21 protein-coding genes are annotated in these 23,794 nt (G+C 63.3%); 15 read left to right on the plus strand and 6 right to left on the minus strand.

Going from position 1 to position 23,794, the window contains the following annotated elements; translation table 11 throughout:
- Positions 1-86: 86 nt before the first annotated feature.
- Complete coding sequence (locus FPL22_RS16105) at positions 87-1,025, plus strand: hypothetical protein (RefSeq protein ID WP_144354059.1); 939 nt, start codon at positions 87-89, stop codon at positions 1,023-1,025.
- Here FPL22_RS16105 and rlmN read toward each other — a convergent pair.
- On the minus strand, positions 1,022-2,119 hold the full coding sequence (gene rlmN / locus FPL22_RS16110) for a dual-specificity RNA methyltransferase RlmN (protein ID WP_144354060.1): 1,098 nt from the start codon (positions 2,117-2,119) through the stop codon (positions 1,022-1,024). The genes FPL22_RS16105 and rlmN overlap by 4 nt on opposite strands.
- Before the next feature lie 137 nt (positions 2,120-2,256).
- On the opposite strand from rlmN, the gene FPL22_RS16115 reads away from it, so the two are divergent.
- Entirely contained in the window at positions 2,257-5,070 is a 2,814-nt protein-coding gene (locus tag FPL22_RS16115; protein WP_144354061.1) for a PAS domain-containing hybrid sensor histidine kinase/response regulator, read from the plus strand.
- 10 nt (positions 5,071-5,080) lie between these two features.
- Here the strand turns inward: FPL22_RS16115 and FPL22_RS16120 are convergent, their stop codons facing one another.
- Together FPL22_RS16120 and FPL22_RS16125 are read right to left on the minus strand one after the other, a co-directional pair.
- Positions 5,081-5,899, minus strand: a complete 819-nt coding sequence (locus tag FPL22_RS16120; protein ID WP_144354062.1) for a histidinol-phosphatase — start codon at positions 5,897-5,899, stop codon at positions 5,081-5,083.
- A 44-nt stretch (positions 5,900-5,943) separates the two neighbouring features.
- A complete protein-coding gene (locus tag FPL22_RS16125) occupies positions 5,944-6,837 on the minus strand; it encodes a LysR family transcriptional regulator (protein ID WP_238991453.1) in 894 nt (297 codons plus the stop codon).
- Positions 6,838-6,923: 86 nt separating this feature from the next.
- Between FPL22_RS16125 and FPL22_RS16130 the strand changes: the two genes are divergently transcribed.
- The 7 genes from FPL22_RS16130 (at position 6,924) to FPL22_RS16160 (ending at position 14,490) form a co-directional block, all read left to right on the plus strand.
- Positions 6,924-7,193 carry a hypothetical protein gene (locus tag FPL22_RS16130; RefSeq protein WP_144354063.1) on the plus strand — a complete coding sequence of 90 codons (270 nt, stop codon included), beginning with the start codon at positions 6,924-6,926 and terminating at the stop codon, positions 7,191-7,193.
- 39 nt (positions 7,194-7,232) lie between these two features.
- A complete protein-coding gene (locus FPL22_RS16135) occupies positions 7,233-7,850 on the plus strand; it encodes a YceI family protein (protein WP_144354064.1) in 618 nt (205 codons plus the stop codon).
- Between the two features lie 57 nt (positions 7,851-7,907).
- Positions 7,908-8,849: a ring-cleaving dioxygenase gene (locus FPL22_RS16140; protein ID WP_144354065.1), complete on the plus strand. Its 942-nt coding sequence runs from the start codon at positions 7,908-7,910 to the stop codon at positions 8,847-8,849.
- 61 nt (positions 8,850-8,910) lie between these two features.
- Positions 8,911-9,531 (plus strand): NAD(P)H:quinone oxidoreductase, encoded by a 621-nt coding sequence (gene wrbA / locus FPL22_RS16145; RefSeq protein ID WP_144354066.1) that lies wholly within the window; start codon positions 8,911-8,913, stop codon positions 9,529-9,531.
- Between the two features lie 98 nt (positions 9,532-9,629).
- Entirely contained in the window at positions 9,630-10,268 is a 639-nt protein-coding gene (locus tag FPL22_RS16150) for an alpha/beta hydrolase (RefSeq protein WP_144354067.1), read from the plus strand.
- 53 nt (positions 10,269-10,321) lie between these two features.
- Positions 10,322-10,744 (plus strand): organic hydroperoxide resistance protein, encoded by a 423-nt coding sequence (locus FPL22_RS16155; protein ID WP_144354068.1) that lies wholly within the window; start codon positions 10,322-10,324, stop codon positions 10,742-10,744.
- Positions 10,745-10,854: 110 nt separating this feature from the next.
- The gene (locus FPL22_RS16160; protein ID WP_144354069.1) at positions 10,855-14,490 is read left to right on the plus strand and encodes a CHASE domain-containing protein; all 3,636 of its coding nucleotides are present in this window, start codon (positions 10,855-10,857) and stop codon (positions 14,488-14,490) included.
- Between the two features lie 3 nt (positions 14,491-14,493).
- Here FPL22_RS16160 and FPL22_RS16165 read toward each other — a convergent pair whose 3' ends face one another.
- On the minus strand, positions 14,494-14,865 hold the full coding sequence (locus FPL22_RS16165) for a hypothetical protein (RefSeq protein ID WP_144354070.1): 372 nt from the start codon (positions 14,863-14,865) through the stop codon (positions 14,494-14,496).
- A gap of 57 nt (positions 14,866-14,922) precedes the next feature.
- On the opposite strand from FPL22_RS16165, the gene FPL22_RS16170 reads away from it, so the two are divergent.
- The 6 genes from FPL22_RS16170 (at position 14,923) to FPL22_RS18050 (ending at position 22,016) form a co-directional block, all read left to right on the plus strand.
- Positions 14,923-15,825: a helix-turn-helix domain-containing protein gene (locus FPL22_RS16170; RefSeq protein ID WP_144354071.1), complete on the plus strand. Its 903-nt coding sequence runs from the start codon at positions 14,923-14,925 to the stop codon at positions 15,823-15,825.
- 58 nt (positions 15,826-15,883) lie between these two features.
- On the plus strand, positions 15,884-17,134 hold the full coding sequence (locus FPL22_RS16175; protein ID WP_144354072.1) for an MFS transporter: 1,251 nt from the start codon (positions 15,884-15,886) through the stop codon (positions 17,132-17,134).
- Between the two features lie 131 nt (positions 17,135-17,265).
- Positions 17,266-17,757 carry a carboxymuconolactone decarboxylase family protein gene (locus tag FPL22_RS16180; protein WP_144354073.1) on the plus strand — a complete coding sequence of 164 codons (492 nt, stop codon included), beginning with the start codon at positions 17,266-17,268 and terminating at the stop codon, positions 17,755-17,757.
- 30 nt (positions 17,758-17,787) lie between these two features.
- Entirely contained in the window at positions 17,788-17,940 is a 153-nt protein-coding gene (locus FPL22_RS18040; RefSeq protein WP_238991454.1) for a sigma factor, read from the plus strand.
- Between the two features lie 153 nt (positions 17,941-18,093).
- A complete protein-coding gene (locus tag FPL22_RS18045) occupies positions 18,094-18,660 on the plus strand; it encodes a sigma factor-like helix-turn-helix DNA-binding protein (protein ID WP_238991455.1) in 567 nt (188 codons plus the stop codon).
- A 155-nt stretch (positions 18,661-18,815) separates the two neighbouring features.
- A complete protein-coding gene (locus FPL22_RS18050; RefSeq protein ID WP_238991456.1) occupies positions 18,816-22,016 on the plus strand; it encodes a helicase-related protein in 3,201 nt (1,066 codons plus the stop codon).
- Positions 22,017-22,057: 41 nt separating this feature from the next.
- On the opposite strand, the gene FPL22_RS16195 is transcribed toward FPL22_RS18050, so the two are convergent.
- Both FPL22_RS16195 and bamJ read right to left on the minus strand, forming a co-directional pair.
- A complete protein-coding gene (locus FPL22_RS16195; RefSeq protein WP_144354074.1) occupies positions 22,058-22,891 on the minus strand; it encodes an HDOD domain-containing protein in 834 nt (277 codons plus the stop codon).
- A gap of 238 nt (positions 22,892-23,129) precedes the next feature.
- Positions 23,130-23,753 carry a BamJ family beta-barrel-assembly machinery protein gene (bamJ, locus tag FPL22_RS16200; RefSeq protein WP_144354075.1) on the minus strand — a complete coding sequence of 208 codons (624 nt, stop codon included), beginning with the start codon at positions 23,751-23,753 and terminating at the stop codon, positions 23,130-23,132.
- Positions 23,754-23,794 lie beyond the last annotated feature (41 nt).

Consider the following 23,794-nt stretch of genomic DNA (forward strand, 5'->3'; position numbering starts at 1 on the left):
TCTGTAAAATCCGTCCCCTCGACGGATTTGCAGACGAAAAGCGTCGCGACAATTCAGGGACCGTCTTCGTTGTGGGCATGGGTTTCATGGATCGTCTCATCGGCCGAAGCGCCCCGCCTGCCCCCGCAGGCGTATTTCCGTCACTGGCCTTGGATGCCACGCTGCCGACCGAAACGTCGGGCGCGGAAACCGTTTCGCTCGTCAGCATCGCCAAACCGGTGTGGGCCTACGGCGTGGAAACAACCCCCGGCCTCCTTCCGCCCAAGGCCCCGGCTGCGCGGCGCATTGCCTTCACCCAGCTCGCCACTCCGGGCCTGCCCGATCTGCGCGAACGCCTCGACCGCCCCGAGGACGACCTCGGCCGTTTCGCGCGCGGCTTCCCTCTCTGGCTGGCGGAAACCATGTATTTCTCCGTCAACTACACGCCGATCGCCGTGCTCGGTTCCCGCGAGCAATCACGCCACGTCTTGTTCCCCCATCCTTGGACGCCGGCCAACATCCAGCAAATCGTGGACACTGCGGCCGATGGTCTCGACTTCGTGCTCACCGGCTCGCTCACCGGCGGCGACGGCAACCAGTGGACACTCTCCCTCCAGCTCTGGGACGTCGCCAAGGCCCGCGAACGCAAAACCTGGTCGTCCAGTTTTGCGCGCGACAACGCAGACCGCGCGCTCGTCGAGTTTCACACGCATTTCCGTCTGTTCATGGAATGGGCCGCCTATCCTGAAGACGCGGGACTGATCTATACGGCGCCCTCGCGGCCATCCCCGTGGATTCGCACTTTGGGCATTTCCGCATCCGCCTTTCTCGCAGAGCAAAATGCCCTCGATCGCGCGCAGATCGACCTGCCGTCCTCGCTGATCGACCAAGTCGCCGAGAACGCCGTCACTGGCGAAACCGCGTCGCTTGCCTGGCTCACGCTGGCCGCGCGCGCACGGCGGCTCGGTCTGGTGACCGAACTGCCGGCAGTGCAATTACTACCCACGCCGCTCGTTAAATCCCTGTCGGCCGCCGGCGTCGTTTAAGCCGACGCATCCGCTACCGCGAGCTGGCCGCAGCCCGCGCCGATATCAATGCCGCGCCGCTGGCGCACCGTGCTGGGCAGCCCGTAGCCGGCGAGAATATCTTGGAATTTCTTGGCGTTGTTACTTGGCGCGCCTGCGTATCCTGAAGTTGGATTCAACGGGATCAGGTTCACCTGCGCCGCCATGCCCTTCAACAAGGCGCCCACCGCATGCGCCTGGTCGGGGCCGTCGTTTTTGCCGTCGATCAGCGTCCACTCAAAGAAGATGCGGCGGTCCATCTTCGTCGTGTAGTAGCGGCAGGCGTCCATCAACGCATCAAGTGTCCACTTGCGCGCCGCGGGGACCAGCGCGGCGCGTTCGGCCTGCGTCGCCCCGTGCAGCGAAACGGCCAGGCACACCTGGCGTTTCTCGTCGGTCATGCGAATGATGCCCGGCACCACGCCCACGGTGGAGAGCGTGATTTTTTTCGCACCGAGGCCCATGCCCGCGCCGTCGCAGAGGATGTCCACGGCCTTCATGACCGCGTCGTAGTTGTGCAAGGGCTCGCCCATGCCCATGAGCACAATGTTGCGCAGACGCTCGTGGCGGTGGTGCGGCGAACTGTGATCGGACTCGGAGAGCGCAGGATTTTCCTCGGCGGTATGCCACAATACGCGATCCACATGCACCGCCTGCGCGACGATCTCGCCCGCCGTCAGGTGGCGCGTGTAACCCATCTGGCCCGTCGCGCAAAACACACAACCCATGGCACAGCCGACTTGCGAACTGATGCAGGCGGTGGTGCGGCCCTTGTAGCGCATGAGCACGGTTTCGATGCGGTGCGCGTCTTCGAGCGCGAGCAGATACTTGCGCGTAAACCCATCACTGGAGCGTGTTTCGCGCGAGGTCGCCAGCAGGCCGAGCGTCGTCTCGGCCTCGAGTCGCGTCCGCACCCGCAACGGCAGTTCTTCCATCGCTGCGAACTCCACCACGCGTTCCAGATAAAGATACTTCCACAGGCGCGCGGCGTGCACTGCGTTCAGCCCCCAGCCGGCCACGAGCGTGCCGAGCTCGGCACGCGTGAAGCCATAAAGATTGAGGAGCGACGACGGCATGGGGCGGGCATAGGCGATCGGCGGCGAAAGGACAGAATTTTCTCCCACTTGGGTAAAACCCCCAGTAGATCAAGGTTGCCCGTCCTGCCATTCGTGAGACACTCGGTGCCACGTCAGCCCCGCATGTTTCACCGTTCATGATCCCTTCTGATCAGACCCCGCAATGGCCCGAAAGCCTGCCGGCAGCGACCACGGACATGTTCGCGATGGTCGCGGAACACACGCACAACGCCGCCATCGTCACCGATCCGCAGTATCGGATTCTCTGGGCCAACGACTCGTTCACCCGCATCACCGGTTACCCGCTCACCGAGGTCAAAGGCCGCACGCCAGCCGACTTCATGCGTGCGCCTGACAGCGATCCCGCCCGCGCCGCCGACATCCGCAACGGCGTCGAGAACGGTCTCAACTTTTCCGTGGTCATCCGCAACCGCCGCAAGGACGGCGTCTCCATCTGGATGCGCATTGAGGGGAAACCGATCCGCGACAACGACGGCACGTTGAACGCCTTCCTCGTCGTGGGCACCGATGTCACCGCGCAGGTCGAACGCGAAATGTTTCTGGAGCGCAACGAGGCGCTATTCAACGAAGCCCAGCGCATCGCCCGCATCGGCAGCTGGGATTACGATCTGTCCACGCATCAACAGCAATGGAGCGCGGAGACGTTTCGCATCCACGGGATTCCCGAGGGAGACACTCCGCCCGCCGCGGCGGACGGCATCGCGACCTTCATCGAGGAACACCAACCGCTGATCGATGCGGCTTTCACCCAGTGCTGTCTTATGGGCGTTCCCTACGACATCGAACTGCAGCTCCGCCCGCGCACCGGCGGCGTGCGCTGGGTTCGCTGCATCGGTCGCGCCTACACGGTCGATAATCGCGTCGTGCGCGTGGCCGGCACCATGCAGGACATCGATGACCGCAAACGCGCGGAGCTTGAGGTCGCCCGCCTCGCCGAGCGCATGACGCTCGCCGCCAAATTCGCCGGCATCGGTATCTGGGAATACAACGAGGCCACCGGCGAACTCATCTGGGACGACGCCATGCTCGCCCTCCACGGCATGCACCGCGACGCCTTCCCCGGTAATTTTTCCATCTGGGGCCTCGTGATGCTGCCCGATGATCGCGCCTCTGAAGAGCAGATCAACCGCGCCTTCGCCGAGGGCCGCGGAGAATTCGACGTCGAGTATCGCGTGCTCACGCCCGACGACGACGTCCGTTACATTCGCAACTGCGGCCGCATCGTGCGCGATGCCGATGGCCGCATCATCCGTTCCTATGGCGTTAATTACGACATCACCCGCGAACGCGTGAACATGATCGCCCTCCTCGAGTCCGACGAAAGCCTCCGCGCGGCCAACACGTCCCTTCAGGCCACCATCGAGGAAGCCCAGCGGCTGGCCCGCGTCGCCGAGGCGGCCAATCAGGCCAAGAGCTCCTTCCTCGCGACCATCAGCCACGAGATCCGCACGCCTCTTAACGGTGTGATCGGCATGACCAACATCCTCGCCGGCACCCCGCTCGATGCCGAGCAGCGTGACTATCTCCAGACGATCAAGCTCTCCGGCGAATCCCTTCTCACGCTGATCAACGACACGCTCGACTACTCCAAGATCGAGGCCGGTCGCGTCGAACTGGAACGCCAGCCCTTCGACTTGCTTGCCTGCGTCGCCGAGGCCATGGATCTCGTCGAGCCGCACACCCGCCAGAAAAACCTGTCTCTCTCGCGTATCATTTCATCGGATACTCCCCGCATGATCGAGGGCGACGCCTCCCGCCTCCGCCAGATTCTCGTCAACCTGCTCGGCAACGCCGTCAAATTCACCGACCACGGCGGCATCCTCCTGGAGACACGGGTGGATTCCGCCTCGGCCGATGAGGTCAGCCTCACCTTCCAGATCACCGATACCGGCATCGGCATTCCCAAGGACAAACAGGCCCGGCTCTTCGAACACTTTTTCCAGGTGGACGCCTCCATCACCCGCACGCACGGCGGCACCGGTCTGGGCCTCGCCATCAGCCGCCGTCTTACCGAGCTCATGGGCGGCACCATCGAAGTGGAGAGCACCTTGGGCCGTGGATCCACCTTCTCCGTCAACATCCGCGTGCCCGTGGTCATCGAGGACGCCCTCACGGTGCATGCCAACTGTCTCGCCCGCCTCGCCCACCGCCACGCCTTGATCGTCGCGATCCAGCCTTTGCGCGCCACCATCGAACACTATGCGCGCCTCGCCGGCCTGTTCACCTTCTCGGTCCCCGACGCCACACACGCCCTCGACCGGCTCGCCACCGGTGTGCCGTGCGATCTCATCATCTCCGATCCGGAGATGCCCGGCATGGACGGTCTCGATTTCGCCCGCGCACTTCAGGCCCGCGCCCTCAAATCCACGCCGCTCCTTCCGATCAACCGCATCGGCACGCTCTCCGACAGCTCCGCGCCTCGATTCTATCAACTCATGGCGAGCTTGGTGCCCTCGCTTCAAAGCGGGCAAAATTCACCCACGCCGCCCGCATCACAACGAATTGGCGACGCCATGCCGCTGTCCATCCTGATGGCCGAGGATAACAACGTGAATCAACGCGTCGCCCAGCTCACCTTGCGCCGCCTTGGCTACGAGGTCGAAATCGTCTCCGACGGCGCCGAAGCCCTCGGCGCGCTGCAACGCCGTTCCTTCGATGTCATTTTGATGGATGTGCAGATGTCCGGCATGGACGGTCTCGAAGCCACCCGCCGCATTCGCGCACTGCCTCAGCACCAGAATCACCCGTGGATCATCGCCCTCACCGCCGGTGCCTTCGAGGAGGACCGCCTCAACGCCTTCCGCGCCGGCATGAACGATTTCCTGAGCAAACCGCTCCGCGTGGATCTCCTCCACGCCGCGCTCGGCCGCGCCTGGCAGGCGTTGCAAACACTCTCCACGGAAGTCACCTCCTCCACGCCGCGCACCTGAGTGCTCCGGCTCAGCGTAGTGAAGCGAGCGCGTCCGTGATCGGCACCGTGTGGCGCTTGCGATCCAGAAAGTAGTTCACCTCGGTGTAACCCGCCGCCTGCAACATCCGCATCGCCATCGCATAACCATCGGCCACGCGGCGCGGCGTATGCGCATCGGCACCGAGCACGATCGGAATCCCCCGCTCGCGCATGAGCACCAGTTGCGACGGAGACGGGTTCATCTCCGGCAACGCCTTGAGCATTCCACTCGTGTTAAGCTCCATCGCCACACCGGTCGCCGCGATGCGATCCAGCGCGCGCTCCACCTGCGGCTTGATCCGCTCAAAGCTCCACTGCGCCGGATCCTCGTTCTTGATCAGATCCGGATGCGCCAGCGTATCGAACAATCCGCTCTCGGCCGACAACGCCAGGTGCTCGTAGTAAATTTCCTGATACGCCGCCACATCGCCGCGGTAAAACAATGCCCGGTAATCGCGCATCTGGTAATGCACCGAACCCAGCACATGGTGTAGCGGCACGCGCGCATGAAGTTTCTCCAGCCACGGCTCGACGCCCGGATAAAAATCGCTCTCCAGCCCGAGCCGCACATCGACCCGGCCTGCAAACGCCTCACGCGCACGTGCGATCATCGCCACATAAGTCTCAAACTCCTCCGGCAGCATGCGCACTTCCTTCGCAAATCCATCCGGCAGCGGCGCGTGGCAGGTGAAGATAATTCCCTTCAACCCGCGCAGTTCCGCCATCACTGCATAGTCTTCAGGCTCGCCCTCGGCATGGTTGCAAAGAGGCGTGTGACAATGGGACTCGTAAAGGATCGGCGCTGACATCCCTCCACCCTGAAACATCCAGGCGGATTGGGCAGCAAAAAGTTTCACCGCATCGCACCCGCCTCCGCCAATGCCTCCAGCAATGTCTTCAACGCAGCCGACGACTTGCCGCGTTGCCAGGCGACCATCAGTTCCCACTTCGCCGTCGTGTCGCGCAACTCGCGAAACACCACGCCCGGCACCTGCTGCCGCTGCACATAACCGGGCAGCAACGACACCGCGCCTTCCGTCACCACCAGGGACAACCCGTGCGTGAGACTGTCCGCATCCTGCACGAAGCGCGCACGAAAACCCGCGCGTTTGCACACTTGGGAAACCCACCTGTTGTGTCCCGGCACATCCTCGTCGAGCGCACCCACAAACACCTCACGCTTCAGATCGGCCATCTTCACCGTCTTCGCCTTTGCCAGCGGATTCTCCTCCGACATCGCCGCCCACACCGGCAGCACCGCCAGCGTCTTCACATAAAATTCCTTCGTCAGCAGCGCCCCCGCCTGCCCGATCAAGCCCACATCAATCGTTCCTTCGCGCAACGCCGTGATCTGCTCACCCGGTGACAAATCCCGCATCGTCACCTTCACCTCGGGGTGCGCCTTCCTCACCGCCGACAACGCCGGATTCAGATAACACGCCGCCGCCGACATCAGATAACCGATGCGCAACACCGCGCTCTGTCCACGCGCCCGTTGTCGCACATCCGCCATCGCCACGTCGAATTTCTCCAGCAGGGGTCGCATCTTTTCAGCCAGCGCATGTCCCGTCGCCGTCAACGCCACGCCGCCCGGACTCCGCTCCAGCAGCGCACCGCCCACTTCCTGCTCCAGCGTTTGCATCTGCCGCGTGAGCGTGGATTGCGACACGCGCAACCGCTCCGATGCCTTGTTCAGGCTGCCTTGCTCCACGATGGCGAAGAACGAACGAAGAAGATCAAGATTCACGGTGACGCACGGTTATGCGCGAAACGCATGACGGCAAGCCGTTCCGCGCAGTAGGCGCATAACCCTTCGCCTGCTAATCTGGTCCCATGCAACCGACCAACCGACTCTCCCTCGCCCTCCGCCTCACCGCCGCAGCCGCCCTGCTCGCGGTGCTCGGCCTCTGGATCGCCACCGGTGCCCACGCCGGCTGGACCCAGACCAGCAGGGTCGTCGTCCAGCACGACGAGATCACCGGCATCGATTTCCCGGTCCGCGAAAAAACCTTCGTCGCCGGTGTCGAGGTCCTCGCGGCCGGAGCAGGTGTCGCCGCCGCCCTCGCCACCGCGAGCATCTTCACCAACGGCCGCCACGCCTAAAAATTTCTGCCAGCTCAACTCATCATTCCAAAACACACCATGAACTCGCTCATCCGCTCCTCCCTCCTCGCCACCGCCCTCGTCTCCGCCGCCTACGCCGCGCCCCAGTCCTTCGACTTCAAAGACCCGAAGGGCGTTAACAACGTTCAGTTCCACCTCGACGCTCCCCTCGAATCCATCACCGGCACCGCGACCGGCATCACCGGCACCGTCGTCTTCGACACCGCCGCGCCCACCGCCACCACCGGTAAGATCATCCTCGCTACTAAATCCATTACCGTCGGAAACCCGCTAATGGCCGAGCATCTTCACAGCGCCAACTGGCTTGATGTCGCCAAATATCCCGAGATCACCTTCGAGGCCGTCAAGGTCGCCAACGTGAAGACCAAGGGCACGCAGGTCACCGCCGATCTCACCGGCAACCTCACCGTCAAAGGCGTGACCAAGGAAGTCACCGTCCCTGTCACCTTCACCCACCTCGCCGACAAACTCGGTGCCCGCCTCGGAGACGCCAATCTCAAGGGCGACCTCCTCGTCCTCCGCACCACCTTCGAAATCAACCGCAGCGACTTCAACATCATGCCCGGCCAGGCCACCGACAAGGTCGCCGAAAACATCGTCCTCACCCTAGCCCTCGCCGGCGCCGCCACCAAGTAAACACTCCGCATTCTGTCCTCTGTAATCTGTTCTCCGTCCTCTGTCCCCTTCTTCACCATGAACACTCCCACCGGCCTCCACCACATCACCGCCATCGCCAGCAACCCGCAGGCAAACGTTGATTTCTACACCGGCATCCTCGGTCTGCGCCTGGTGAAGAAAACGGTGAACTTCGACGACCCGTCCGCCTACCATCTCTACTACGGCGACGAATCCGGCCGCCCCGGTTCCATCATCACGTTCTTCTACTGGCCCGGCCACGAGGCCCGCGGTCGCGTCGGCTCCGGACAAACCACCGCCATCGTCTTCGCTGCTCCCGCCACCTCGCTCGATTTCTGGCAGGCTCGCCTTCAGACCAACAACGTCGCCGCCACGCGTCGCAATCGCTTCAGCGAAGACGTCGTCGCCTTCGCCGACCCCGACGGCATCCCCGTCGAGATCGTCGCCGTCACCAACGACACCCGCTCCGGCTGGACCACCGCCACCATCCCCGCCGACCACGCCCTCCGCGGCATGCACACCGCCGAACTCACGGTGCGCGCTCCGCAAGCCACCGAGAAACTCATCACCGACACGATGGGCTACCGCCTCGTTCGACGCGACGGTGACCGCGCCCGCTTCACGGCTGCATCCGGCGAACAATCGGGCAACTACATCGACGTCATTGCCAACGCCTCCGCCGCACCCGGCGCCGGCGGTTCCGGCACCGTTCACCACATCGCCTTCAGCGTGCCCAACGACGCCACCGAACTCGTCATGCAAAAGGCGCTGCAAAACGCCGGCTACTCGGTTTCCGAGGTGCGCGACCGCAACTACTTCCATTCGATCTACTATCGCGAGCCAGGCGGAATCCTCTTCGAAATCGCCACCGCCAACCCCGGTTTCGCGGTGGACGAATCCCTCGCATCATTGGGAACCGCGCTCAAACTCCCGGTTCAATTCGAACGAGCCCGCACCCAAATCGAAAAGCTCCTCCCGCCCATCTCCGTAACCAAATAAGGTTACTTCAATTCCGCCCTACTCACTACCCGCTACTCACCACTCACTACTTCTCAAAACCATGAGCACCAAAATCAAAGTCATTTTCCACAGCCTCCACGGCCATGTCTATAAACTCGCCGAAGCCGTCGCTGAAGGCGCGCGCTCCGTCCCCGGCACCGAGGTCGAACTTCTCCAAGTCCAGGAGACGCTCTCCGACGAAGTCCTCGCCAAAATGGGCGCCACCGAAACCAAAAAAACCTTCGAGCACATTCCGGTCGCCAAGCCCGCCGACCTCGCCGAGGCCGATGGCGTGCTCTTCGGCTCCGGCACGCGCTACGGCAGCGCCTCGGCCCAGATGCAGGCCTTCTTTGATTCCACCGGCGGCCTCTGGATGAAGGGCGCCCTCGTCGGCAAAGCCGGCGGCGTGTTCGTTTCCACCGGCACGCAACACGGCGGCCAGGAAACCACCCTCGTCAGCATGCAGACGTTCCTCTTCCACCAGGGTCTGGTCGTCGTCGGCGTTCCTTACGCCGCGCAAGAACTCACCAACATGGACGACATCACCGGCGGTTCTCCTTACGGCGCCGGCACCATCGCCGGTTCCAAAGGCGAACGCACGCCCTCCCCCAACGAACTCGCCATCGCCCGCTACCAAGGCAAACACACCGCCCAAATCGCCGCGAAACTCGCCACTAAATAAAAAGTAGCGGGTAGTGAGTAGCGGGTAGCGAGCACCCCCAATCCGTCCTCCGACTACTCACTACTAGCTACCCGCTACTCGCTACTTCGTCACAAACCATGCACCTCCACGACGCCACCCACACCCTCCGACTCGGCGCTCCGCTCGCGAAAGCCCGCGGCGTCGTGATCCTTCTCCATGGTCGCGGTTCCTCCGCCGACGACATCGCCGGCCTTGCCGATGTATTCGGCGCCTCCGACTTGACCTACCTCGTGCCCGAGGCGGCCAACAGCAGCTGGTATCCACATCGTTTCCTCGTGCCGCCGGCACAAAACGAGCCGTGGCTTTCCAGCGCCCTCGCCGTGATCGACACCCTCGTCGCCGAAGCCCTCGTCGCCGGCATTCCGTCGGAACGCATCGGCCTCGCCGGGTTTTCCCAAGGCGCGTGCTTGAGTCTTGAATACGCCTCGCGTCATCCGCGCCGCTACGCGTTTGTCGCCGGCCTGAGCGGCGCGCTCATCGGCCCGACCGACACCACCCGTGATTGCATCGATCTCCAAGGCACGCCCGTCCTCGTCGCGTGCGCCGAACGCGATGCCCACATCCCGCTCGATCACGTCGAGCACAGCGCCACCGCACTCGCCGCCTTCAACGCCACCGTCACTAAGCACATTTTCCCCGGCTCCGCACACAACGTGTTCCCCGAGGAAGTCGCCTGGTTGAAAAAGCAAGCCGCCAGCTTGCCCCGGTCGGCCTGACCGCGCACCCTGATCACTCCGTCCCGCTTACCAATCCGTCGCATCCACTTCACATGAAAGTTCTCTACACCACCCAAGCCACTTCCACCGGTGGCCGCTCCGGCTCCTCCAAATCCGCCGACGGCGTTCTCGCCGTCACGCTCACCACGCCCAAGGAACTCGGCGGCGACGGCGCCACCGGCACCAACCCCGAGCAGCTCTTCGCCGCCGGCTATTCCGCCTGCTTCCTCGGCGCACTCAAGTTCGTCGCCGGCAAGGCCTCTGTGAAAATCCCCGCCGATGCCACCGTGACCGCCAAGATCGGCATCGGTCCGCGCGATGACGGCCAAGGCTTCGGCATCGAGGCCGCCCTCACCATCACCGTCCCCGGCGTGGACCGCGCCACCGTCGAAAAAATCGTGGAGCAAGCCCACGTCGTGTGCCCCTACTCGCACGCCACCAAGGGCAACATCCCCGTGACCCTCACGGTGGCTTAAACCGGAAAACAGCTTTATTTTTTTGGCTCAAGGCGGACCCTGATCGGTCCGTCTTTTTTGTGCACAGGGCGTGACAATCTCCGACCTCCAAAGTAATCTGCTCACGCCCCATGCAACGGTCTCTGAATATCCCGCGTTTGCTCGTCGAAATGCTCGGAGTCATCGCGCTGTCAGAAGTGTTGGTGATGCTGTTATTGCCTGTGATCGCTCCGGATACCCACGGCCTCAGCGAAGCGTTCCTCGATGCCGCATTACTCACGTTGCTGGCCGGCCCGCTGGTCCTCTGGCGCTGCCTCGCCGCCTGCAAAAAAACTTTTTCTCTCACGCTCATTCCAGCGGGAGGGAAAACTCCCGCCATCTGGCTGCCACCCGTTCTGATCATCATCGCCGGTCTGACTGCTTCCATCTGGAGCGCGCATCAGGCCGGAACGATTTACTTCGAACAGGCGCATGATCGATTTGACCGTCTCGCCGAGCGTCTGTCTCGCGACCTTGTGCGCCGCGCCAATCTTCCGGTGTCCGGCCTCAAGGGCGCTCGCGGCGTTTACGCAGCCAGTAAATCCGTTGAACGCTCGGAGTTTCGCGCCTACGTTGAATCACGCGATTTCCACAGCGAGTTCCCGGGGGTCCTCGGCTTCGGTTTTATCCAACGCGTGCAGCGGACCGATCTCGATGCCTTCGTCGCCGCCGAGCGTGCCGATGATGCCCCCGACTTCAACGTCAGCACCATCGCCCAGGCGTCCACTGCAACCGCGACCACCGGCGAATCCTCCGATTTGTATGTGATCAAATTCATCGAGCCGCTCGCGCCCAATCGCCAGGCGTGGGGCTTCGATGTCGGCAGTGAAGCCGTGCGTCGCGAGGCCATCGAGCGCGCCGTGCGCACCGGGGAGCCCGCACTCACCGGTCGCATTTCACTCGTGCTGGCCGAACGGAGCGCGCAAAGCGGTTTTCTATACCTTCTGCCGGTCTATCTCAACGGCACGCATCCCCGCACGCCCGCCGAGCGCGAAGCCTCGTTATGGGGTCTCGTTTATACTCCGATGGTTCTCAACGAGACTTTCGCCGGCGTGATGGATTTCAGCGAAAATCTGATCAACGCGGAGATATTCGAGGGCTCCGTCACCTCGCGCGATCAACTCCTGCTCGACACCGATTCCACTCCGGCCGACGCATCCGGCGCTTTGTTTCATCGTATCATGCCCGCCACCATCGGCGGACGCCAATGGACGCTGGTGATCACCTCGACGCCCAAGTTCGATGCATTGGTCGAGCGCACCGTGCCGTTCTTCATCGGCCTCGGCGGCACCGTGATCACGTTGCTTCTCGCCGCTGTCATTTTCGCGCTTGGCATGAGCCGCAGCCACGCACTCGAGCTCGCCCGCGACATGACTTCACACCTGCGCACGGCCGAAGCCGAGGCCCGTCGCCTCGCGATGGTGGCCGACCGCACCAGCAACGCCGTCATCATCTGTGACATCACCGGCTGCATCGAGTGGGTCAACGCCGGCTTCACCCGCATCACCGGTTACACGCTCGAAGAGGTCAAAGGCCGCCGCCCCGGCTCGTTCCTGCAAGGTCCGCTCACGGACACTGAAACCAACCGCATCATGCGCGAGGGCGTGGCCAACCGCACCGGCTTCAACGTAGAAATCCTCAACTACAACAAAGCCGGCGGCACCCACTGGCTGCACATCGAGGTCCAGCCTCTGCACGATGCGAATGCGGCCTTCAGCGGCTTCATGGCGATCGAGACCGACATCACTGAACGCAAGATCGCCGAGCAAAAACTCCAGGCCAACGAACAACGCCTCGTCGCTCTCACCGGCAACGCCCCCGGCGTGTTCTTCCAATTCGAGGTCGCCCCCGACGACTCACGCTCCTTCGCCTTCCTCAGCGCCGGCTTTAACAACCTTTTCGGCTACGACTCCACGGAGGTCATCGCCCAGCCGTCACGCCTCTACGCCTCCATCGAGGAGGCTCATCGCGAGCGCGTTTATATCCACCTCGAAAAAGCCGTCGCCGCCACCGCCCCGTGGACCGATGCCTTCCCCATCCTGCGGCCCGACGGCACGCAACGCTGGATCAACGCCCGCGCCTCCGCCTCCGTCCAGCCCGATGGCACCAAGGTCTGGTTCGGCGTCCTTGCCGACATCAGCGAACTCCAGCAGGCCCGCCACGCCGCCGAGCAGGCCAGCGTCGCAAAGAGCCAGTTCCTCGCGATGATGAGCCACGAGATCCGCACGCCCATGAACGGTGTGATCGGCATGACTTCGCTGCTCATGGACACTCCGCTCAACCGCGAGCAAAAGGAGTTCACCGAGATCATCCGCGTGAGCGGCGAGAGTCTTCTGTCGCTCATCAACGACATTCTGGATTTCTCCAAAATCGAGTCCGGCCACATGGACCTCGAACACGAGCCGTTCAGCATCCACGAGTGCATCGAGACCACCCTCGACTTATTCGCGCCGCAAGCATCCCACAAGGGCCTCGAGCTCCTCTACGAGATCGGCGAGGGCGTGCCCGCTCAAGTCCGCGGCGACATCACCCGCATCCGTCAGATCCTCGTCAATCTCGTCGGCAACGCCCTCAAGTTCACCGAAACCGGCGAGATCGAGGTCTTCGTCCGCGTGGCCCGCAACGACGCATCCGGGCGCGAGCTGCTCTTCGGCGTGCGCGACTCCGGCATCGGCATCCCGCCCGAGGCGCATGACCGCATCTTCCGCTCCTTCAGCCAGGTCGACTCCTCCACCACCCGCAAATACGGCGGCACCGGTCTCGGCCTCGCCATCAGCAAACGCCTCGCCGAACTGATGGGCGGCCGCATGTGGTTCGAAAGTCCTCCCGGCAAGGGCTCCACGTTCTTCTTCACGCTCACTTGCCCGTGGATCGCCGCCGGACCCAAGACCTACAATCCGGCCGATCGTTTTCACATCCGCGGCAAACGCCTGCTCATCGTTGACGACAACGAACACGGCCGCCGCATCCTTTCCACCCTCGCCCACAAATGGGGCATGGTCTGCACCGTCGCGCAGACGGGCCGCGAATGCGTTGATCTCATCCGCGCCGGTAACCGCTTCGACCTGGCCATTCTCGACATGCAGATGCCCGAGATGGACGGCATCATGCTCGCGCGCGAAATCCGCGCCTTGCCCGCCGGCGTCGAACTGCCGCTGATTTTGCTCTCTTCGATCGGCCGTCATCCCGCCCCCGAGGATTCCGCGCTCTTCACTTCGTGTCTCACGAAGCCCGCAAAGCCCTCCCAATTGTTCAACGAGATCGGCCGCTCACTCGGTCACGAGGAGATTCACGACACGCCCATTCCCATCGCCCTGCCCGTTGCCGGCGAAACGCTCGCCGGACGCATCCTGCTCGCCGAGGACAACTCGGTTAACCAAAAGGTCGCGCTCCACATGCTCTCGCGCCTCGGTTACCGCGCCGATGTCGCCGGCAATGGTCTCGAGGTCCTCGCCGCGCTCGAACGCGTGCCCTACGACATCATTCTCATGGATGTGCAGATGCCCGAGCTGGACGGCTTGGAAACCACCCGCCGCATTCGCGCCAACACCCCCGCCGGCACCACCGGCCCGTGGATCATCGCTCTCACCGCCAACGCCATGGAGGGCGACCATCAGCAATGCACCGAGGCCGGCATGGACGACTACCTGAGCAAGCCCATCAAAAAAACGTCGCTCGAAACCGCGCTCGCCCGTGCCGCGCTGAAACATCCCCGCGACACGGCGTGATCGTCAGACAAACGCCATCGTGATCAGCACGCAGATGATCGCCATCAGCACCAACCCCAGGAAAAAAGCCGTGTCGGCCGCCTTCTGAAGCCGCTGCCTGATTCCGTCGCGCTTCAGCCGGAACGACCCGAAAATCAACAGGCAGCACACCAGGAAAAGACCCGCATCCACCGCGAGTAATTCATCGCTGATCGTGCCGGCTTTTTTCACCGAGGTCACCACCTGCAACAGCCCGATCCCCGTGAGGCACACGCCCACCATTCCCGCCGAAACGGAAAAAATCGCCAGCATCAGGCTGAACTCGCGCTCGTCATTCTGTTGCACGCGCAAAGCCAACCCGCCGGCCCGGCCCGCGGCAAGGCATCTGTCGGCCACCCGCCGCCCACAAGCAGCTCGATTCCCCCGCACTCCGCCGACAACGTTATCCCCGCGATGAAACACCGCACCATTCCCGCGATCGGCATGAACCTCCACAGCCGCGACTCCCTGCGCGCCGAGGGTTTCGTAGCCATGGCGTATGAGGAATCGATGAACGCCGAGCCGGCCCGCTTGCAGCCGCACTACCACGATTTTTTCCAGGTGTCGTTACTGCGCGGTCCCGGGCGCCTCATGCACGACTTCCGCGAAAAGAACGTCGATGGCCTCACCTTGCTGTTCATCACGCCTGGTCAGGTCCACACCGTGAAACCCGAAGCCGACATGCGCGGCACCATCATTTCCTTCACTCGCGAATTTTTCGACGCCAGCTCCGAAACCGGCGCGACCCTCCTGCTGGAACTGCCGTTTTATTTCGCGACCGACACGCCTCCGTGGCTCTCGCTCGACCCCGTGCGCGAAACCGAGATCCCCGCGCTCTTCCGCGAGCTCCAGTCCGAAGCCGATCTCGCCCGCCCCGACGCACCCGAGGTCATCCGCGCATTGCTGCGCATCCTCTTCATTAAATCGCGCCGGCTCCACACCGCGAAAACCGCCGCACCGCAAACCGTCCGTGCCACCGCGCTCGTGCGCAGCTTCCAGCTCGCCGTCGAAAAACACTTTCTTGAATGGGCTTCGCTCGCGCCCTATGCACGCAAACTCAGCGTGAGCGTCAACCACCTCAACGACGTCGTCAGCGCCGCCACCGGACGCGCCGCGGGTGAACACATCCGCCTCCGCCGCCTGCTCGCCGCCAAGCGCCAGCTCCTCCACTCCGAGCTCACCGTCTCCGAAATCGGCTTCAAACTGGGCTTCAAAGATCCCTCCTACTTCAGTCGTTTTTTCCGCCGCTACGAAAAGCTCACTCCCGCCGCCTTTCGCGCCCGCAGCAGAGAAAAATACCAGCAACAGACCGGTTAACACCTAGAGACGGATTTGAGACGGAGGCGGCGCCGGTGGATTATGCCGGACTCCAGTCATGCAAACGTCCGCCGTCACCACCTCCGGGAATCCCGAAAACAACGCCGCGACCAACACTGTTTTTGCGGTGCTGTTCACGATCAGTTTTTCCCACCTGCTCAACGATACGATCCAGGCGCTGCTGCCTTCCATCTACCCGCTCTTAAAAGACAGCTACCGCCTGAGCTTCACGCAGCTCGGCCTGATCACGTTCACGTTTCAATGCACCGCATCGCTCCTGCAACCACTCGTCGGCTACCTCACCGACAAACGCTCGATGCCTTTCTCCCTGCCCGTCGGCATGGCCCTCACGCTCACCGGCCTCATCCTGCTGGCCTACGCGGGTGATTTTACGCACATCCTCATCGCCGCCAGCTTCGTCGGCGCGGGCTCCGCGATTTTCCACCCCGAGGCTTCGCGCATCGCCTTCATGGCGGCCGGCAAACGCCGCGGTCTCGCCCAGTCCGTCTTCCAGGTCGGCGGCAACGCCGGCAGCGCCATCGGCCCGCTCCTCGCCGCACTTATCATCGTCCCGCACGGACAACGTTCCGTATTGTTTTTCTCGATACTCGCGTTGATCGGCGTCGTCGTGCTCTGGCGCGTCGGCCGCTGGCACCGCGCCAACCCGCACCGGCTCGTCCGCAAGCCGCGTCCCGCCCTCGATCCCAACGCGGTTGCCAACGTGAACGCGCTTTCCCGCCGCCGTGTGTTCTTCGCCGTCTGCGTGCTCATCGCGCTGACGTTCTCCAAATACGTCTACCTGTCTTCGCTCACCAGCTACTACACGTTCTATCTGATCGACCGTTTCCACCTCTCCGTGCAAAGCGCCCAATACCACCTGTTCATCCTGCTCGCCGCCGTGGCGGTCGGCACGATCGCCGGCGGCCCCATCGGCGACCGCATCGGCCGCAAGCGCGTAATCTGGGCCTCCATCCTCGGCGTCGCGCCGTTCTCACTCGCACTGCCTCACGTCGGCCTCGGCGCGACGGCCGTGCTCAGCGTTTTCATCGGCTTGATCCTCGCGTCCGCATTCTCGGCGATTCTCGTGTATGCGCAGGAACTGATGCCCGGCAAAGTCGGCATGGTCGCCGGCCTGTTCTTCGGTCTCGCCTTCGGTGTCGCCGGCATCGGCTCCGCCGTGCTCGGTAAAGTCGCCGACCACACCGGCATCAACTATGTCTTCCAGCTCTGCGCCTGGCTCCCGTTGATCGGCCTGCTCACCGTCTTCCTCCCCGACATCGAGCGCCACCGCGAAGACTCTTCCGCTTAAAAACACCCCCTTCGTCCCTGACTCCACCCCCAACCCGGTTTGTAACTTAATAAGTTACAAACCCGGGTTGAGCGCCCGAAGTTTTTCGCCCCGCTGTCACAAAACGAAACACTATTTCGTCTGGTTGTGTGATGACCAATCACACCACCACCGTCTCGTCACCCTCCACGGCCCTCAAGCCCCGCATGGACCACTGGTCCGTCGCCCCCGCCCTCATGCAAGGCCTGCTCGATCTCCAGCAGGTCGCCGACTCCACGGGCATCGAACGCAGCCTCCACTTCCTGATCACTCTCCGCGTTTCCCAGATCAACGGCTGCGCTTACTGCATGAACATGCACTCCGCCGAAGCGAAGGCCCACGGCGAATCCGACCAGCGCCTGTTCCTGCTCTCCGCGTGGCACGAGACCAACCTCTTCACCGCCCGCGAACGCGCCGCGCTCCACTGGGCCGAAGTCCTCACGCGCCTCCCCGGCGGACACGTCTCCGACGCCGATTTCGCCGCGATGCGTGCCGAGTTCACCGAGTTCGAAATCGCCGCCGTCACCCTCGCCATCGCCACCATCAACGCCTGGAACCGCTTCGGCGTCGGCATGCGCCCGTCCCTCGAAAATTCGGTTTCCTGATTTCCTGAGTTCTCGATAACTCTCCTGCTGTTGTCCTCCCTCTTCACCGAACACCGCACGCTTCTCTTCGGCATCGCCTACCGGATGCTGGGCCGTGTCGTTGAAGCCGAGGACGCCGTGCAGGAGACCTTTCTCCGCTGGCAAAAACAAGACGCCGCCACCGTGCAAACGCCCAAGGCCTAGCTCATCTCGACGCTCACGCGCCTCTGCATCGACCAGCTTCGCTCCGCCCAACGCCAACGCGAAGAGTATGTCGGCATCTGGCTGCCCGAGCCGCTCCTCTCCGACTCCGCGCCGTCGCCCGACGAAACCGCCGCGCTCTCAGATTCCCTCGGCATGGCGTTCATGCTCCTCCTCGAAACCCTCACCCCGCTCGACCGCGCCGTGTTTCTCCTCCGCGAAGCCTTTGACCGCGACTACGCCGAGATCGCCCCCATTGTCGGCAAAAGCGAAGCCGCCTGCCGCCAGATCGTCAGCCGCGCCCGCACCCAGCTCGGCCGCACCGAACGCCCCGCCGATTTCGTCGCCGACGTCGCCCGCACCGAGCCCCTCGTCGCCCGTTTCACCGAAGCCTGTCGCACCGGCAATCTCAGCGAACTCCTCGCCTTGCTCACCGAAGACGCCGTCCTCTACACCGACGGCGGCGGCAAAGTAAAATCACGCCTCAAGCCCATCTACAGCGCCCTCTACGCGAGCCGTTTTCTCGCTGGCATCAGCCCGCACGTTTTCCAAGAAGCCATCAGCCGCCCCGCCATCGTCAACGGCCTGCCCGGCATGATCCAACGCCGCCCCAACGGTGTCCTCACCATCAACGCCTTCGCCTTTGACGAAACCGGCACCCGAATCAAAGCCATCTACATCGTCAGCAACCCCGAAAAACTTACCCACGTCCCTTCACCCTGAAACGGGTCCCACCCATCCCGTTTGTAACTTAATAAGTGACAAACCGCCGTCTCCCTTCTTTCGCTCTCGTCGCCTCTTCTTTGCGCCTCTGCGTTAAAAAAATCTGCTCATCCGAGTGTTGATCTCCTCCCGCCGAAGCCGTCTGATGTTCCGCTATGTCTCTCGGTTTTGTCGGACAGCGCTGCGTCAGTGAACGTGAACCCGAACTCGGCCTCGGCCAGGTCGCCGAGCTCGACCGCACCCGTATCACGGTCGAGTTTCCCGCCACCCGCGAGAAACGCATCTACGCCCGCGGCACGCCCGTCCTGAAACGCGTCCAGTTCGCCGCCGGCGAATCCGTCGCCCCCCGCACCGGCGCCAAATTCACCATCGCTTCCGTCGAGGAAACCGCCGGCCTCCTCACCTACATCGGCGCCGAGGGCCAACGCGTCCGCGAAGACGCCATCTCCGACATCACCAGCGTCGCCTCCCCCGCCGAACGCCTCATGGCCGGCCAGGCCGACCCGTCCGAGGTCTTCGATCTCCGTCTCCGCGCCCTCCAGGCCGCCAACCGTTTCCGCCAGTCCGAGGTCCGCGGCTTCCTCGGCGGCCGCATCGACCTGATCCCGCACCAGTTCTACATCCTCAACGAGGTATCCAACCGCCAGATACCGCGCGTCCTCCTCGCCGACGAAGTCGGCCTGGGCAAAACCATCGAGGCCTGCTTGATCCTCCAGCGCCTCCTCGCCACCGGCCGCGCCAAACGCGCCCTCATCCTCGTTCCCGAGTCGCTCACCCACCAGTGGTTCGTCGAACTCCTCCGCCGCTTTAACTTGTGGTTCACCATTTTCGACGAAGCCCGCTGTCTCGCCGTCGAAGCCTCCGAGCCCGGCAAAAACCCCTTCCTCTCCAGCCAGCTCGGCCTTGCCAGCATCGCCTACCTCGCCGGCCCCGACGCCGCCGCTCGCCGCACCCAGGTCATCGAAGCCGGCTGGGATCTCGTCATCGTGGACGAAGCCCACCACCTCGGCTGGACCCCCGAAGCCGCCAGCCCCGACTACCAGTTCGTCGAGCAACTCGCCCGCAAAGCCCCCGGCCTCCTCCTCCTCACCGCCACGCCCACCCAGCTCGGTCTCGCCGGACACTTCGCCCGCCTCCGCCTCCTCGACCCGCATCGCTACGACGACTACGAGACGTTCCTCGACGAGACCGCCGACTTCGGCAAAATCGCCGCCATCGCCGAAAAGATCGTCGAAAACAGCGCCCTCTCCAACGCCGACCAGAAGACCCTCCGCCAGATCTTCGACCGCGATCCCGAAACCCTCGCCACGCACCTCGCCGCGCTCGACGCCGGCAAACCCGGCGCCCGCGAAGCCCTCCTCCGCACCTTGCTCGATCAACACGGCACCGGCCGCGTCGTCTTCCGCAACACCCGCGCCGCGATGACGGGTTTCCCCAAGCGCCAGTATTGCCCCGTCGCGCTCCCCGACGCCACGCCCGCCCTCCTCGCCCGCGTCGCCCGCGAACTCGAAGCCGAAGAAGCCGCCGCCGAAGCCAGCGCCCACAACGCCAGCCGTATCCAAGGCGCCGCCGCCGCAATCGAAACCGGCCCCATCTCGATCGACTTCTCCGCAGAAGCCGAAGCCGCCCTCGCCGACGCGTCTTCCGAAGACTCCGACGACTTTAATTCAGGCGAATCCGACAACGTCGTCAGCCCCGACGAAGAACCCTCCGAGGATTCCGACGACACCCTCGACGACGCGCCCGCCAAACCCACCCGCAAAAAGGCCGCCAAGAAAACCAAAGCCAAGTCCGCCCCCCTCACCGCCTTCCCCAGCGCCAAGTCCAAATCCAAACCCGTAGCGGCGAGCGTGAGCGAGCCGTCCGCCGCCACCGCCCTCCGCTACACCTACAAAGACGACCCCCGCCTCGACTGGCTCGTCTCCTTCCTCAAAAAAACCGCGCCCGCCAAAGTCCTCCTCATCTGCCGCTCCGAGCGCAAGGTCCTCGCCCTCGAAGCCGCCATCAAAGAAAAGCACAACCTCAACATCGGCCTCTTCCACGAAGGCCTCCCGCTCGTCCAACGCGACCGCCAGGCCGCGTGGTTCGCCGAAAAAGACGGCGCGCAACTCCTCCTCTGCTCCGAAATCGGCAGCGAAGGCCGCAACTTCCAGTTCGCCCACCACCTCGTCCTCTGGGATCTCCCGCTCAACCCCAGCCTCGTCGAACAACGCATCGGCCGCCTCGACCGTATCGGCCAAACGGATACCATCAAAATTCACGTTCCCTACCTCGCCGGTGGAGCCGACGCCGCCGTCGCCGAGTGGTATCATTTCGGACTGAACGCCTTCGAAGCCCCGCTCCACGGCGGCAATGACTACGCCACCGCCTTCCGCACCCGCCTCCTCGAACTCGCCGTGTCCTACGGCGAAGGCAAACTCAAGAAGACCGCCCGCGCCCAACTCGACGCCTTCATCGCCGAAACCGAAAAATTCCGCGACGAACTCCAGCTGAAGATGAAGCAAGGCCGCGACCGCCTCCTCGAGTTGAACTCCTTCAACCCCACCGTCGCCCGCCAAGTGATCGACCGCGTCCGCGCCGCCGACGCCGACCCGCTCCTCAAAAAAATCCTCACCGATCTCTTTGATCACTTCGGGGTGCGCATGAGCGAGCACGAAGACGGCGACGTGAACCTCGACGCCAACCACGCCTACGTCGAAGGCTTCCCGTCCATTCCCCGCGACGGCATGCTGGCGACTTACAGCCGCAAACGCGCCATCGCGCGCGAAGACATCCGCTTCATCTCCGCCGACCACCCGCTCGTGCAGGACAGCATCGACCTCCTCGTCGATTCGCCCGCCGGCACCACCAGCTTCTGCGTCCTCGAAGCCGATAAACCCAACCTCCTCCTTGAGGCCGTTTTCGTCCTCGAAGCCGTCGCCGACGCCAAGTGGCACGTCGACCAATTCCTCGCCCCCACGCCCATCCGCGTGTTGGTCGACATCCACGGCAACGATCTCACCGAAAACGCGCTCTACACCCGCCTCTCCGCCGACGTCGAAGACGCCCCGCTCCCCCGCTTCCTCGAGCGCCCGGGCTTCAACGGCACGCTCCTCAAAAACCTCGTCGAAGCCGCCAACGACCGAGCGAAAACCCACACGCTCACGCTAAAGAAAGCCGCCCGCGAACGCGCCGCCGCCGTCCTCACGGCCGACCTCCAACGCCTCGTGGATCTCTCCAAGCTCAACGACAACGTCCGCCCCGAAGAGATCGAGTTGGCCAAAAAACAAGTCCTCCAAGTCCGCACCGCCATCGAAGCCGCCCGTCTCCGCCTCGACAGCCTCCGCCTGATCGTCGAAGGTGTCGAAATCGACTGATGGTGAAACGCACCTTCGCAAGGCGGCGGTGCGCCATCAAATCACCCCTGAAATGTGCTCATCGCGATGACCGCTTCTTCACGAATGAGTGTCGCCTCGTCATTTGTGAGCCCGACCGCGACCAGTTTTTCATGCGGGACACCCCACTCGCCATTCTCTCCGGAAAGTCCGAAGCCCGCGAGACGCACGATGCACTGGGTTAAGTGGAGATTTTTACCGAGCGGCGTCGTCGGCTCCGATAACGATGCGTCGTGACTCACCGCCTTGACCACCGCGTCGGGAAACTCCCATTCGCGCAGCAACCGGCCCGCGACTTCGTGGTGCGACAGGCCAAATGTGTTTCGCTCCCATTCCGCGAGGTGTCCATGACCGGCCTCGGGAAATACTTCCGCCGGCCCCAGACTGTCGCGCCCGATGCGATCCAAAAGAATGCATCCAATGCCACCCAGCAGCCCGGCCGTGTAGGCAAGCCTCGAGTCCATACCCGTGTGTTTGGCGACCCCTTCGGCGACAAGCGCCGTGCACAAACAATGCGCACGAAACGTTTCCGCCCCGTAGCCATAACAACGTAGATTCGAGTCGGTGAGAGAGGCATTGGCGACCACGCCCACAAGACGGAACACCTCGGAAAATCCCACGCGCTGCAACGCTTCTTCAATCGTGCCCAAACCGCCGCCTTTGTAAGCGGGACTGTTGGCAATGCGGATAATCCGGCTGGTGAGCGCGATGTCGCGTTTGAGCAGCGCGGCGATCTCGGTCATGCCCGAATTAGAATCTAAAAGCATCTTGTGCAGCCGCGCCATGATCTGCGGAGCGGCGGGCAACAACTTGGCCGTGGCGATCAAACGTTCCTCCGACACACATGTGATGATCATATCCGAAACTTATCGGCATGATCAGCGCCGACTTCAGTTTTCCTCCCCGATTTTATGACTCTTTTCGGACAAATAATTGAGACACGCAGGCTGGGCTTTCCCTGAAAAGCTCGCCGCATGCTTTTAAGCGGCACGCCTGCTGGACCTTACTCGACTTGAACGAAAACTCCCGCCTTCAGCGGCCTCGGCCCCTTCCACTCCAGTGCGAAGGTATCAGCCGAAGCCGCCAGAAAAGGGTTTAGCTGACCGAGATCAACTCCACCTCGAACACCAGCACCGAGCCGGCGGGGATCCCACCTTGGGCTCGGTTGCCGTAGGCAAGCTCGGCAGGGATCGTGAGCTTCCACTTCGAGCCGACTGGCATCAGCTGCAGCGCTTCGACCCAGCCGGGGATCACGCCGGTGACGGGAAACGAGATCGTCTCACCGCGCTGCACCGAGCTGTCGAACACCGTGCCATCGATCAGCGTGCCGTGGTAGTGCACCTCGACGCTCTGGTCCTTAGTGGGCTTCGCGCCTTTGCCTTCAACGAGCACTTCGTATTGCAGACCCGACTCGGTCGTGACGACGCCCTTGCGCGCCTTGTTCTCGGCGAGAAACGCATTGCCGGCCTCGGCTTGCTTAGCGGCCCCTTGAGCGGCGACCGCCTCGGCACGCTCCTGCGCGGTTTCAAACGCGGCACGCAGCTCCGGCTCGGACACACGCGACTTCGCGCCGCTCAAACCGTCCTGCAAGCCGACGACAAACGCCGCCAGGTCGATCTCCACGCCGCCCTGCTGGGCGATGTTGCGGCCCATGTTCATGGCGATGCCGTAGCTGACGCGTTGATCTGCGGTTTGAAGAGAATTATCGGGTGTGGACATGGCGGGTTGGGTTGGCAGGTGGGTTGAAAAAATTACCCGCC

This window comes from Rariglobus hedericola (assembly GCF_007559335.1).
Classification (GTDB): domain Bacteria; phylum Verrucomicrobiota; class Verrucomicrobiia; order Opitutales; family Opitutaceae; genus Rariglobus; species Rariglobus hedericola.

Bases quoted from the DNA above. Each gene is read 5' to 3' on its own strand.
- FPL22_RS16105 (WP_144354059.1), top strand. From the start codon at position 87: ATGGATCGTCTCATCGGCCGAAGCGCCCCGCCTGCCCCCGCAGGCGTA.
- rlmN (WP_144354060.1), bottom strand. From the start codon at position 2,119: ATGCCGTCGTCGCTCCTCAATCTTTATGGCTTCACGCGTGCCGAGCTC.
- FPL22_RS16115 (WP_144354061.1), top strand. From the start codon at position 2,257: ATGATCCCTTCTGATCAGACCCCGCAATGGCCCGAAAGCCTGCCGGCA.
- FPL22_RS16120 (WP_144354062.1), bottom strand. From the start codon at position 5,899: ATGTCAGCGCCGATCCTTTACGAGTCCCATTGTCACACGCCTCTTTGC.
- FPL22_RS16130 (WP_144354063.1), top strand. From the start codon at position 6,924: ATGCAACCGACCAACCGACTCTCCCTCGCCCTCCGCCTCACCGCCGCA.
- FPL22_RS16135 (WP_144354064.1), top strand. From the start codon at position 7,233: ATGAACTCGCTCATCCGCTCCTCCCTCCTCGCCACCGCCCTCGTCTCC.
- FPL22_RS16140 (WP_144354065.1), top strand. From the start codon at position 7,908: ATGAACACTCCCACCGGCCTCCACCACATCACCGCCATCGCCAGCAAC.
- wrbA (WP_144354066.1), top strand. From the start codon at position 8,911: ATGAGCACCAAAATCAAAGTCATTTTCCACAGCCTCCACGGCCATGTC.
- FPL22_RS16150 (WP_144354067.1), top strand. From the start codon at position 9,630: ATGCACCTCCACGACGCCACCCACACCCTCCGACTCGGCGCTCCGCTC.
- FPL22_RS16155 (WP_144354068.1), top strand. From the start codon at position 10,322: ATGAAAGTTCTCTACACCACCCAAGCCACTTCCACCGGTGGCCGCTCC.
- FPL22_RS16160 (WP_144354069.1), top strand. From the start codon at position 10,855: ATGCAACGGTCTCTGAATATCCCGCGTTTGCTCGTCGAAATGCTCGGA.
- FPL22_RS16170 (WP_144354071.1), top strand. From the start codon at position 14,923: ATGAAACACCGCACCATTCCCGCGATCGGCATGAACCTCCACAGCCGC.
- FPL22_RS16175 (WP_144354072.1), top strand. From the start codon at position 15,884: ATGCAAACGTCCGCCGTCACCACCTCCGGGAATCCCGAAAACAACGCC.
- FPL22_RS16180 (WP_144354073.1), top strand. From the start codon at position 17,266: ATGACCAATCACACCACCACCGTCTCGTCACCCTCCACGGCCCTCAAG.
- FPL22_RS18045 (WP_238991455.1), top strand. From the start codon at position 18,094: ATGGCGTTCATGCTCCTCCTCGAAACCCTCACCCCGCTCGACCGCGCC.
- FPL22_RS18050 (WP_238991456.1), top strand. From the start codon at position 18,816: ATGTCTCTCGGTTTTGTCGGACAGCGCTGCGTCAGTGAACGTGAACCC.
- FPL22_RS16195 (WP_144354074.1), bottom strand. From the start codon at position 22,891: ATGATCATCACATGTGTGTCGGAGGAACGTTTGATCGCCACGGCCAAG.
- bamJ (WP_144354075.1), bottom strand. From the start codon at position 23,753: ATGTCCACACCCGATAATTCTCTTCAAACCGCAGATCAACGCGTCAGC.